Source organism: Haloarcula sp. JP-L23, assembly GCF_011602445.1.
Classification (GTDB): Archaea; Halobacteriota; Halobacteria; order Halobacteriales; family Haloarculaceae; genus Haloarcula; species Haloarcula pellucida.
Genome location: NZ_CP050014.1, coordinates 318954 through 331492 on the forward strand (window position 1 = coordinate 318954; position 12539 = coordinate 331492).

At 70.4% G+C, this 12539-nt stretch carries 9 protein-coding genes and 1 other RNA gene; 6 read left to right on the top strand and 4 right to left on the bottom strand.

What is annotated here, in order from left to right; genetic code table 11:
* Positions 1-103 precede the first annotated feature (103 nt).
* Positions 104-1897, top strand: coding sequence for a HAMP domain-containing protein (locus G9465_RS01540; protein ID WP_166966896.1), 1794 nt, complete (start codon positions 104-106; stop codon positions 1895-1897).
* Positions 1898-2068: 171 nt separating this feature from the next.
* Here the strand turns inward: G9465_RS01540 and G9465_RS01545 are convergent, their stop codons facing one another.
* The 3 genes from G9465_RS01545 to rnpB form a co-directional block, all read right to left on the bottom strand.
* Positions 2069-2683 carry a rubrerythrin family protein gene (locus tag G9465_RS01545; RefSeq protein ID WP_166966898.1) on the bottom strand — a complete coding sequence of 205 codons (615 nt, stop codon included), beginning with the start codon at positions 2681-2683 and terminating at the stop codon, positions 2069-2071.
* A 40-nt stretch (positions 2684-2723) separates the two neighbouring features.
* On the bottom strand, positions 2724-3758 hold the full coding sequence (locus G9465_RS01550; protein ID WP_166966900.1) for a matrixin: 1035 nt from the start codon (positions 3756-3758) through the stop codon (positions 2724-2726).
* A gap of 5 nt (positions 3759-3763) precedes the next feature.
* Positions 3764-4178: RNase P RNA component (rnpB, locus tag G9465_RS01555), an RNA gene on the bottom strand.
* A 105-nt stretch (positions 4179-4283) separates the two neighbouring features.
* Here rnpB and G9465_RS01560 point away from each other — a divergent pair.
* The 5 genes from G9465_RS01560 (at position 4284) to G9465_RS01575 (ending at position 11560) form a co-directional block, all read left to right on the top strand.
* Positions 4284-7874 (top strand): transglutaminase family protein, encoded by a 3591-nt coding sequence (locus G9465_RS01560; RefSeq protein WP_166966903.1) that lies wholly within the window; start codon positions 4284-4286, stop codon positions 7872-7874.
* Between the two features lie 65 nt (positions 7875-7939).
* Positions 7940-8194, top strand: coding sequence for a DUF4129 domain-containing protein (locus G9465_RS25500; protein ID WP_227015766.1), 255 nt, complete (start codon positions 7940-7942; stop codon positions 8192-8194).
* The gene (locus G9465_RS01565; protein WP_166966905.1) at positions 8191-8817 is read left to right on the top strand and encodes a hypothetical protein; all 627 of its coding nucleotides are present in this window, start codon (positions 8191-8193) and stop codon (positions 8815-8817) included. The genes G9465_RS25500 and G9465_RS01565 overlap by 4 nt, the downstream gene beginning before the upstream one ends.
* Positions 8814-10067 carry a DUF58 domain-containing protein gene (locus G9465_RS01570; RefSeq protein WP_166966907.1) on the top strand — a complete coding sequence of 418 codons (1254 nt, stop codon included), beginning with the start codon at positions 8814-8816 and terminating at the stop codon, positions 10065-10067. The genes G9465_RS01565 and G9465_RS01570 overlap by 4 nt, the downstream gene beginning before the upstream one ends.
* A complete protein-coding gene (locus G9465_RS01575; RefSeq protein ID WP_166966909.1) occupies positions 10067-11560 on the top strand; it encodes a hypothetical protein in 1494 nt (497 codons plus the stop codon). Before G9465_RS01570 ends, G9465_RS01575 begins: the two co-directional genes overlap by 1 nt.
* Before the next feature lies 1 nt (position 11561).
* On the opposite strand, the gene G9465_RS01580 is transcribed toward G9465_RS01575, so the two are convergent.
* Positions 11562-12521, bottom strand: coding sequence for a MoxR family ATPase (locus G9465_RS01580; RefSeq protein ID WP_166966911.1), 960 nt, complete (start codon positions 12519-12521; stop codon positions 11562-11564).
* Positions 12522-12539 lie beyond the last annotated feature (18 nt).

A 12539-nucleotide genomic window follows, 5' to 3' on the forward strand; every position in this document is an offset into this window, starting at 1 on the left:
ACGAGTCACATCATACCGGTATGTAGTGCTACGTGCGTGAGACGGTCCCTATAAATCATATTTACAGTAGGATTTTATTACCCCGAATTACGGCGGATTTACCATGTCAGGCACCGATACAGGTGGGGGAATAAGCCGAGTCGTCCCGGACGTGGTTCGGCGGCGGTTTGTCCGCAAGTACTTCGGCATCGTCGTCGTGGCGATGCTGTTGACGGCGGTCGTCGGCGTCGCCCTCGGCGCGAGTGCGACGGCGACGCTGAACGGACAGGTCGAACAGCAGGTGGCGTCGACTGCGGGGTTACAGGCTGACAGTCTCGAAGGATGGATCGACGGGTTGCGCCACCAGACGCGTACCATCTCGGAGGCCCCGCCGTTCCAGACTGGTCGGACCGACGGGGTGGAGGCGTACCTGCTGAATCGACTGCAGAACGCGCGCTCGGACATCGTCGCCATCCACTACGTGAAGAGTAGCGACGCGACGGTCGTCGAGAGCACCGAACAGGGGATGAGCGGGACGGACCTGCAAGCGGCGGGCGTGCCGTGGGCGACGCGGACCGGAGAGATAGACGCGACGACGGACACCGTCTCGAACGTCGTCGTCGCGGACACGCCCTACGAGTCGGCCACCGACGAGACCGTTGTCGCGTTCATCAGTGCGCCGCCGCAGAACACCGAACACGTCGTCGTCGTGGAGGCGGCGCTGTCGGCCGGAGGCGCGTTCCAGCAGACCACCGAAGGGGCGTTCACTACCGTCCACAACGGGGACGAGTCGCTGGTCTACGGGCAGGACCACGCAGACGCACCGGTACCCGACGGAGCGATAGGGAGCGAGTCGACCGGAGTGGCGGCGCTGTCCGGGTCCGTCGTCGGCTACGCACCCGTCGAGGGGACGGACTGGACCGTCGCCACGCACGTCCCGTCCCGACAGGCCTACGCGCTCCGTGACCAGTTGCTGACGACCATCGCCGCCCTCGTCCTCGTTCCGCTGGTGGTACTGGGCGCGGCGACGGCCGTCTTCGGTCGGCGGACCGGGTCGGCACTCGAACGACTGACGAAGAAAGCCGAACGGATGGAGGACGGGGACCTCGACGTGACGTTCGACCGCCGGCGAGCGGACGAAATCGGTCGACTCACCGCCGCGTTCGGGAACATGCAGGCCGCGCTGAAAGAGGAAATAGCGACGGCCGAGCGGGCACGCGAGAAAGCGGAGGTGTCACGCGCGGAGGCCGTCGCGGTGAACGACTACCTGCAGGAACGGGCCGACGAGTACTCGGAGATACTGGCGCAGTGTGCGGCCGGTGACCTGACGGTCCGGATGGACCCCGACGGCGAGAACGACGCGATGGACCGAATCGCCGCGGACTTCAACGAGACGCTGTCGGAACTGGAAAAGACGACCGGTCAACTCAAGCGGTTCGCCGAGGAAGTCGCCGAAACCGGTGAGACCATCGAATCGAGCGCCTACAGCCTGCAGGACGCCTCCGAGCAGATAGCCGAGTCCATCCAGACCGTCTCCATCGACACCGACGACCAGCGAGCGAAACTGCAGGCGGCCACAGAGGAGATGGACGCCGCCGCTGCGGCGCTCGAACGCCACGCCGACGAGCGAGACATCGACGTAGCAGAGCCGATAGCGAACGTCGAGCGCGCGGCGGCGACGCTGTCAGACGTCGCCGAGGGCACCGGCCAGACGACTGCCGAGGCCGAGACGGTGGCGGGGGCCGCCGAGGAGCAGGCCGCCGAACTGACCGAGGTGACCCAACAGGCCGATAAACTCCGGCGGTACGCGACACCGCTCGGCGACGTCCTCGGTCGGTTCAAGACCGACGCGGAACGGGAGTTCTACTTCCCGAGCGGTCCCGGGAACGTCGAGGACGCGCCGGCACCGGAGGAGTAGCGAGGGGCGCAAACGGCGAGGGACCGTCGGTCCCTCGGGCAGTCGGGCGGCACCGTCGCCCGACGACGGAGTGAGCGACCCTCGGGCAGCGGCGACGCCGCGAGGAGAGCGCGGACCGTCGGCGTGACGCGGCGACCCGAGGGTCTCCGGAGAGCGGTGGCGAAACGGGGCTTAACAGACCGGCTTTGGGTTGACGCCCAGTTCTTCGAGCGTCTCGAAGTAGTCGTCGTAGGCAGCCGAGACGACGTCGACGGCGGCGGTTTCGGCGGCGTCCCAGTCGTCTCCGTCGGCACACGTCTCGTCCAGCAGTTCGGCGGCGTCCTCACGCAGGGCCTCGACGTCGTTGCCGGCGCTCCGGAACGTGCTGGCGGTCTGGGGGTCGGCCTGTCCCGTGAAGAACCCGGTTAGCTGGCCCTTCGTCTTCTCGTCGACGAGCGTCCAGCCGACGAGGCCGCCCAGTCGCTCGACGGTGTCGGTCAGGTCGGAGAGCGCGTCGTGCATCGCGAAGTCGCGGTCGGCCGGGTCGGCGCCCACCCCGTCCAGTCGGCCGGCGGCGTCCTCGGCCGCATCGGCAAAGAGGCCGGCGGCCGCGGTGTCGCTCTCGTCGTCGGCCCACGCCGAGAAGGTGTCGTGGGCTGCCTGCTCGCGCGCGGCAGCGGCCGCACGCACGGCGGCGGGTTCCATCTCGCCGCGAGTGTCGGCGTATAGCGTCTTCGAGGAGCCGAGTCGGGAGAGTTCTGTCTGCTGGTCGTCGCGGACGGATTCGATGAGGTCGTCGGCGGTCATAGGGGCGACTCCGCCCGGCGCGGGCTTGAAACCGTCGGACCTACCCGTGCCACGCGCCCCGGCGCTGCTCGTAGCTGGCGTCGGTGAGACGGGCGGGCAGACCGTCGTCGCCGAGGACGCCGAGCAGTTGTCGGGCGACGTGCCAACTGGTCGCCTCCGTATCGAGGTCGACGAGCAGAATCTCCGTGCGCGTGTACGTCTCGATAGCGCCGTCGCGGTCCGGGTCGGTCCCTTCGACGAGCAGGCAAGAGCCCGCGTCGCTCCGGCAGTCGCTCGACGCGACAGGTCCGACCACCACGTCAGCGTCCTCGGGGTCCGCCACCAGTTCGACGGAGACGTTCGACGGGACGGCGCCGTCGGCACCCTCGTTCACGTACGCAAGCGCGTAGGCCACCTCCTCGCGGTAGGCCGCCCGCTCCTCGGCCGAACGGCTCTCGTTTCGAACCGCGACCGTCAGCGTCGTGTCGTTCCACGGGACCGGGCGCTCGCTGGCGTTCGGTCGCGGGAGCGTCGCCAGCGTGCGCTGGTGGCGCATCACGACTCTCGGCGGGTCGTCGTGTGACAGACCCAGCACGTGGCCCACCTCGTGTTCGACGACCAGTCGCGTCGACTCGTTGGCGAAGCCACGTCGTATCGACACCTCGGCCGGTCGGTCGACCCGCGTGGAGGCGGTGAGCCGCGGCGCACACCCCGCGGAGTAGTCGGACTCGCCGCAAGCGGTGACCGTCTCGACGAACGTTATCGCCACGTCGGGTGGTCCTGCTGTGGGTGTCTCGCCCGGTTCGAGGACGCGAAAGTCGACGGCGAAGCCGGCGTACTCCGGTGCATTCGCCTCCCAGTAGGCCAGTCCGTCCGCGGCGAGCGCTCGCTCGCGGGCGGTTCCGTCGACGGCGACGGTCACCGTCTCGTTTGCGAACGGGTGTCGCTGGTCGACGAGTCGAGACGCCGAGTCGAGCGATTCGGAGGCGGCGCTACATCCCGCGAGTCCGCCGAGGAGGAGACACAGCACCAGCGCGGCCAGCCGTCGGTCCATCGTCTGGAGGTCGGTCTCTCGGCAGTAGTCAGTTGTGGCCACGAATTGGCTGCGGGGAGTAAGCCCCCTTCTGTTCGGGCCGGCATTCGGCTCAGCGGCCGCGTCCAGCGCTCGTGCGCGGTACCGGACTACCTGTCGACGCGGCCTTGCACCGGTGAGGATTCGCCGTTCCATCGGTCCGTCACAGGCGTCGGACACCGGACGGTGTCCCACGGTGGCCCTCGGTGGGTTATCTCTCCCTCGCTTCCGGGTCGAGGCGGTGTCACCGCCTCGAATCGCGACACGGAGTGCCGCGCACGCCCCGTCGCTCGGGATTCGCGCACCTCATCGGTCCTGTGACGACGTGTCGTTGCTGTTCCATAGCCGACGGTCTCCCGCCCCGGACTTGCGCCCGGTCACCTGTCCGGCAGGTGGGGGGACTTTCCTCATGCCTCTCGGCACGGGAGCCGGCCTCCCGCTGCCGGGCGAACGTAGGCGACTGCCGCCGATAAGGCTTACCACCCCGTCCCGCGACGAGATATCGTGCGTTGAGTCGTCCCACATACTTTTCATGTCAGGGGTATTCGCATGCGTCAGACAGCAACTGTGGACGCGAACCGAGTGCTATCGGTGACGCTGGCACTCCTCTGTGTCGCGAGTTTCGGTCTATCGGCACCCCTGCTGAGTTCCGGGCCAGTCGCGACGCCGTCGGCCGCCGGAACGGGACCGTCCGGCGACGCCGTCGGCACATCCAACGGGGACAGCGCGGCGACGCCACCGTCCGAGGGGCAGTCGAGCGACGCCGACAGCCAGCCGACCGGGGACAGACAGAGAGAGGACACCAGCGGGACCGACGGGGTGGACGACGAGAACAGTGCGGAGACGAGCACGACGTGGGACGAATCGGGCCTCGAAGGAGCGCTGTCACAGTCCGCGGACGGCGGCCTCGGTGCCCGAAGTCAGTCCGAGACAGGGACGCCCAGCGGTGAGAGCGGACAGTCCGGAGCGGGCGGGTCCGGCGGATCCGGGTCGGCTGGAGCGGCCGGTGCGGTCAGCAACTGCACGCGGGCCGACGCCGCTCGACTGGGCCTCAGCGACCCCGCCGTCGCCGACGTGGTCGGCCAGACCTGTGCCATCGGCCCGCAGGAGGACCCCTACTGGCGGACCGTCTCCTACGCGCGCTACACCGGGTCGGGGTGGCAGGCGAGCGACGCGGAGCGGTCCCGGCCGGCGAGTGACTACCCGCGGGCCGGACAGCAGGTGCGCCTTCGCTATACGGTCGTCAACCAGACGGCTGCCGTCCCCGTGCCGTGGCGACCGGAGGGCGTCGACGGCCTCGACGCCGACGGCGTCGCGACGACGGGCGCAGGGGTCGAACCGGCCTCGGCCGCGCTTCCGAACGGGACCGCCTACACCGCGACGGCGACGCTCCCCGGGTGGTCCACCGAGGACCTCCAGACGGCCGGGCGGGCGTACCCAGCGGACGTAGAGCGGCGCTACACACAGATGCCCGCCGATACGCCCGACCGCCTGCGGACGCTGACCGACGAGGTCACGCAGAACGCGACGACGCCGTACGAGCGTGCGATACTGATCGAGCAGTGGCTCCAGACCGAGAAAGCCTACTCGACGCAGATAGTCCGGCCCCCCGACCACTACGCGACGACGTTCGCGACGGAGATGGAGCGGGGGTACTGCATGTACTTCGCGAGTACGATGGTGGCGATGCTGCGAACGCAGGGCGTCCCGGCCAGATACGTACAGGGGTACGCGCCCGCCTCGGGCCGGACCGACGACGGGAGCCTGCGGATAGACCGCTCGAAGGCCCACGCGTGGGTCGAAGTGTACGTCCCCGAAACCGGGTGGGTCACCTTCGACCCGACGCCGGCCGACCGGGAGGCACTCCGGGAATCCGGGACGACGCAGGCGAGTTTCGGCCGCCCGGAGACGGACCCGAACTTCGCACGGACCGACGCCGACCGGGTCCGACAGACAGCGACCGACCGGCCACCGGAAGTCGACGCGGACGTGCGACTCGACGGCCGGGTCGTCCCGGGCAACGAGATACAGGTCGTCGTCACGCTCGGCGGCCAGCGACTCGACGACGCGCTCGTCACGTTCAACGGCGAGGCCATCGGTCGGACGGACGGTCTCGGCCGTGTGGACGGCGTCGTCCCTTACGCCACCCAGTTGAACGTGAGCGTCTACAAGGCGCTACGGCAGGCCGAGGGTGGCGACAGTGGGTCCGGCAGCGGGAGCCAACAGGGCGGGTCCGAAGGGAGCCAATCGGGTGACGGCGGCCAGCAAGGCGACGGTGGAAGCGGTACACAGAGCGAATCCGGTGGAAGTGGCGCCGGCCAGTCGCCCTCGGCGGCCGCCGGGAGCAATCCCGAATCGGTCGGCCTCGGCGGTTCGATAACGATTCCCGACTCGAAGGTCCTGTACCACGTCGACGTCGTCGCGGTCGAGAACACCAGTGAGGGCGACGAGACGAACGCCCTCTCCCGTGGGTCGTTCCCCGACGAACGACCGTCGCCGGACTTCGCCCAGCAGACCGGCGACGGCGGCGGCCGAGAACTGAACACGACCATCGGTCTCTCCTCGATAGCTCGCCGGACGCCGGGGACCAACGCGACGGTTCGAGCCGAAATAGAGGGGGTTCCGGTCGCCGACGCGACGGTCCGCGTCGGCGGCGTGGCGGTGACCACGACGGACAGCGACGGCACCGCCTCCGTCCGAATCCCGTATCAGGAGTCGTTCACCGTGACGGTCACGCGCGGCGACGCGGAGGGGACCCGGACCTACGACGACATCGACACCGACGTCGACGTGACCGCGTCCGGCCTCTCGAACGCGACGACGCAGACCCCCGGCACCGAGGCCACCGTCCGGGCCGCTATCAACGGCGTTCCGGTCCCGAACGCGACGGTGCGAGTGGCCGGCGACATCGTCGGCCAGACGGACGCCGACGGCGAGTCGACGGTGCGAGTGCCCTACTACGAGCAGTATCGAATCGTGGTCCGGCGGAGCGGGGCCGACGGGGCAGCGGCGTTTCGCGGCACCGACCTGAACGTCTCGCTCGACGTCGGCGAGGCCCGCCGGCCCGGCGAGACGGTTCGGGTGGCTGCCGCCGTCGACGGCGTGCCGGTCCGGCAAGCGACGGTCACCATCGGCGGACAGCAGGCGGGGCGTACGGATGACGAGGGCGTCGCCGTCGTCACGATACCGTACGTCCGCGACGGCCCGCTGACCGTCTCGCGGGGCGAAGCGACGGCCGAACGGGCGTTCGCCGTCCGCTCGAACACGTCGCTGACGCTGGCACCGGACCCGGTTCCCGGCCAGCCACACCGCGTGACGGCGACGCTGGCCGGCGACCCGTTCCGCGGCGCGACGGTCCTCGTCGACGGCGAGCGACGGGGGCGGACCGACGAGAACGGGACGGCGACGGTGACGGTGCCCTACCGCGAGCGTCTGAACGTGACCGTCAGGCGCGGCGAACTGAGCGCCGCAGCGGACGCGCCGCTCCCGACCGCGATCAACGTCTCGCTGGAGGGGCGAGCGATTCCGGGACAGCAGGTGACCGGGAACGCCACCATCGCCGGCCATCCGGTCCCGAACGCCACCGTCATGCGGGGTGACACTGCCGTCGCGCGAACCGCCGCGAACGGGCGTTTCGTGGCGACGGTTGCGCTACTGCCGCCGCGGCCGTCGTTCCAGCGGACGGTCCAGCGGGGGGCCACACGCGGACACACCACTGGGCCGCTGTGGCCCTTCTACGGCGGCGCGGCGGCGCTCCTCGTCGGTGCCGTAGTCGGCCTCACCCGGCGGTACGGACTGGTCGGACAGGCCGCTCGCGGCGGGGCGGCGACGGCGGGGCTGACCCGGCGGACGGTTCGGTGGGTCGTCGACGCCGTCCTCGCAGCCGGTGAGATGGTCGCAACCGTCGGTCGGACCCTCGTCGACGCCGCCCGCCGAGCGAGCGCGCGAATCGAGGAGGCCATCAGACAGGCACCGACGGTGGTCGCCGCGCTCGGCACGCTCCTGACCGCGCTGGCCGCGTGGCTCCGCGGCCTCCCGGCGGCGCTCCGTGCGCTGCCGGGCTGCCTCCGGGCCGCGCTCGCGGCGTCCCGTACCGCCGGGGCGCGGACGACGCGGCGACGACGGAGGCCGGACTCGTAGCCGCGGCCGCCGCCGACCCCGACGCGCCCGACGAGACGACGATAGAGACGGTCGTCGAGGCGTGGGTGGAACTGGCCGAGCGGACGCCCGGGGCCTCGCTGACGGAGACGCCGATTCGGGTCGCCTCGGCGGCGAAGTCCCACGGCTATCCGTCCGAGCGAGTCGAGCGGATAACCGACGCCTTCCGCCACGTCAGGTATGGCCACTACCCGCTTGACACCGACACCCTCGCGGCGGTCATCGAGGCCGCGACCGACCTCGGAAGTGACGACGACGGGGCAAGCGACGGCGCCGCGGCGACCGAGGGAGGAGACGCGTGATCGGAACGGTCTTCCGGGTGTGTAAACTCGCCGTCGTCGTCGGCCTCGTCAGCGCCGCGTCGACGGCGCTGCTCCGACCGGCGCTGTATCCCCCGCAGTTCCAGCGGGCGCTCGCGCTCGTCCCGACGGACTCGGCGTTCGTCTGGCTGGGACTCGGGACCGTCGCCGGCCTGTTCGCCGGGACCGTCGCCGTCTTGCAGGCCCCGACCCGCCGCCCGGCGTTCGACGTCTCGGACCCCGAGACTGCGGCCGCGAGCGACGAGGGAGTGATGCAGCGGGACCTCGACGAGCGCATCGAACGGCTGCGAACCGAGGGGACCAGAGGCGACCTCGACCCGGCGCTCCTGTTCGAAGACGTCCGCGAGGCGGCGGTCCCGCTCGTCGCCGACGCGTATCAGGAACGCCCCGAACAGGCGCGAGCGCGAATCGAATCCGGGGAGTGGACCGACGACGCCTACGCCGCGGCGGTCCTGAGTCCCGACCCCGAGTTCCGGCCGTCGCTGCTGACACGGGTCTGGGAGTGGTTCCTCGGCGACAGAGCGGCCGCCCGTCGAATCGGACGCGTCGAACGGGCGCTGTTGGCGCTCGCGGAGCGAGACCGGCAGCGGGAGGGTGACGGATGACCGACCCGACGGCAGAGCGGACCAACCGCTATCGCCACCTCGTCGGCGCGATACTGGTCCCGGTCGTCCTCGGTGTGGCCCTCCAGTCGCCCGTCGTCTACGCGACCGGCGCGGTCCCCATCGTCTACGTGCTCTACGGCGAACTGACCACGCCCGACCCGGCGACCGACCGCCTGTCGGCCGAGCGAACGCTCGACCCCGAGACGCCCGCGCCGGGCGAGTCCGTCACGGTCACGCTCTCGGTCACCAACACCGGTGCCGACGCCGTGACCGACCTCCGCGTGGTCGACGGCGTCCCCGGGGAACTGGGCGTCACCGAGGGGAGCCCCCGGAAGTCGCTCTCGCTCGGCGCCGGGGAGACGGGGACGGTCGCCTACGACGTGATCGCCAAGCGCGGTACGCACGACTTTGGCGACCTCACCGTCGCCTCCGTGGGCCTGAGCGGCGAGTACGACAGCAGAGGGACCGTGCCCGTCGAGACGACGCTCCGCTGTGAGGTGCCCGTCGAGGACGTGCCGCTGACGAGTCAGACCGCCCGGCGGGCCGGCCAGATACCGACGGACATCGCCGGCGAGGGCATCAGTTTCCACAGCACCCGCGAGTACCGGACCTCCGATCCGGCCCGACGCATCGACTGGCGGCGCTACGCCCGCACGAACGAACTCTCGACGGTCGAGTATCAGGAGGAACACGCCGCGACGGTGGTCCTGCTGGTGGACCGGTCGGCGGCCGCCGATACCCGGACGGAAGCCGACCGGCCGACCGGGTCGGAACTGTCCCTGTACGCCGCCGAGCGGACGTTCTACGAACTGCTGGCCGGCGGCAACCGCGTCGGCGTCGGCCTCTATCCCGACCGAGTTCGGACGCTCGACCCCGGCGTCGGGGCCGACCACGCCGCCACCGGCCGGGAGCTGTTTGCCGACGCCGAGACGGTTGCGGACCGCAGTTCGGTGTCGCCGGAGCGGGACCTGCTGGCGTGGTTACCGGCCTCGGCACAGGTGGTCCTCGTCTCGCCGCTGCTCGACGACGAGATGGTCGCCCTCGCGAAACGACTCGCGGCCCACCGGCACGACGTCAGCGTCGTCTCGCCGCGACTGGCCGCGACGACGACCGTCGGGAAGGCGGTCAGCACCGCCGAACGGGCACAGCGCATCCGGGTGCTAGAGGAGAGCGGTGCCCCGGTCGTCGACTGGGACCCCGACGAACCGCTCCGTCTCACGCTGGAGTCGTTCGTCAGGAGGTGGCTCTGATGGGCGGTCACGACCCCCGACCGCGGGTCGGCGGGACCCTGCTCGCCGCGGCCCTCGCCGCGCTCGTCGCCGCCGTCAGTATCGACTCCGTGGCGACGGTCACGCTGACCGCCGGCTGCCTCGGCGCGGCGGCGGTGCTGGCGGTGGCCGCACGACTCACGGACAGCGAGACGCGCGTGGCGACACTCGTCGGGAACGTCGCCGCGCCGGTCGGCTACGCCGCCGCCGTCGGCCTCGTCTGTTACTGGTGGTACCTCGGGTTCACCGACGGCGGGGTGTCACAGCCGCTCGTGGGTGTGAAACTGCTCGTCCTCCCCGGCCTCGGTCTGTTCCTCGTCGTGGTGGCGTTGGCCCGCCAGCTCTCCTTCGTCGAGGACAGCGAGGGGACCGGTCTCGCCGGCACCCACCGTTCGCTGGTCAGCCAGTCGATCCTCGCCGTCGCACTCGTGCCCGTGGTCGGGTGGGTGGCGTACCTCCCGCCGACCCTGCGGCCGACGGCGGTCTTCTCCGTCTGGGAGCGACTGATCGCGGCACGGGCCGAACCAGTGCTGGCGACGACGCTGGTGCCGGGACTGGTCCTGCTGGTCGTGGTGCTGTGGCGGTTGCTGCTCGTCCGCGTGGAAGCGCTCGACCTCCGGTCGCCGCCGTCGGCCCGCGAGGGCCGTGACTGGGGGCGCTTCGGCAGCAGTCTGGTCGGTCTCGGCGCACTGGTCGCACTCGTGGCCATGTTCGTCCGCCTCGGGTCGCCGAACGTCGGAATACCGTTCCTCGTCGGCCCGCCATTGCTCTATGACGGCCTCGCCGTCGCCGTCCTCCTCGAAGCGGGCCTGCTCGTCGTCACGTACGTGCTGGGCCTGATACGCCGTACGCAGAGCGACACGCTCGCGAATCTGGCGACGGAACAGAGCGGGACCGCGGTCGTGGCCGTGGCGGCGTTCACCGCCCCGTTCCCGTCGCGGGCCGCGTCCGTCGTCGGCAATCTGGTCCGCACTGTAGACCAGCTACCCAACGAACTCGCGGTCCGGGCGCTGCTGCTCGGAGCCGTCGGCCTCGCGCTGTTCTCGCTGGCGCTTACCCTGCGGTTGCTCCTCGGCGTGGCCGACGGGTTCACGCGGAGCGAGGGGCACACGGCGCGGGTCCGTGGTGCCGCGGCGCTACTGTATCTGGGCGTCGTCTTGTTGGCGCTCCGTCACGGCCGGCCGCTGCTGGCACTGGGCGGTGGCGTCGGCGCGATTCTGATCTGGGACGTACAGGAACACGCCATCGTCCTCGGGCAACAGGTCGGGCGACGGCTGACCGTGACGCGACCGGAGGGAGCACACTTCGTCGGCAGTCTGCTCGTCGGCGGGGTCGGTGCCGGCGTCGGCTACGGCGTCACCGCGGCCACCGACCGCTCGCTCGCCTCGGCGTTCCCCAGCGTCGTCCTCATCGGGGTGCTGGTGCTGGCGATTCTGCTCGCCCTCCTGTGGCTTCCGCGGGTCGAGGCCGACTGACCTACTCGGCACCGTCCACGTTGGGCACGTCGAGTCGCTCGACGAGTTCCCGGACGATAGCCCGTTTGTCCCGGTCGTCCATCCGGGCCTGTGCGGTCAGGACGAGACGGTGAGCCAGTGCCGCCGGCGCCACCGTCGTCACGTCGGCCGGCGTCACGAAGTCCCGGCCATCGAGGACGGCCCGCGCGCGCGACACCTCGAACAGTCGCTGTGTCCCGCGCGGCGAGACGCCGGTGTCGACCGCCGGATGTGATCGGGTCTCGCGGGCGAGGTCGGTGATGAACCAGCGCAGGTCGTCGTCGACGGTCACCGACTCCGGTAGGCGCTGTATCCGCGTGATCTCCTCGGTCGTTACCACCGGATCGACGGTCGGCGTCGACGACTGTCGGTCCGCCCGCCGGTCGATGAGGTCCTTCTCGCCGCTTCGGTCCGGATAGCCGATGGAGTCTTTGAACCAGAAGCGGTCGACCTGTGCCTCCGGCAGCGGGAAGGTCCCCTCCTGTTCGACCGGGTTCTGCGTGGCGATGACGAAGAAGGGGTCCGGCAGGTCGTGTTCCTCGCCGTCGACGGTGACCTGCCCCTCCTCCATCGCCTCCAGCAGGGCCGACTGGGTCTTCGGCGGCGCACGGTTTATCTCGTCGGCCAGCACCACGTTCGCGAAGATGGGGCCGGGGACGAACTCGAACGTGCTCTCGGCGTCGTTGTAGATGTTCGACCCCGTGATGTCCGCCGGCAGGAGGTCCGGCGTGAACTGGATGCGCGAGAACTCCAGTCCCAGTGCGTTCGCGAAACTGTTCGCCGTCAGCGTCTTGCCGGTCCCCGGCACGTCCTCCAGCAGGACGTGCCCGCCCGCGACGACGCTCGTCATGATGGTCTCCAGAAACGCCCTGTCGCTGATTACCGCGGCCCCCACTTCGTCGATAATCGACTGCGTGTGCGTTCCCGCTTCGGCGACGTCCATACACTGTTGGACGAACGG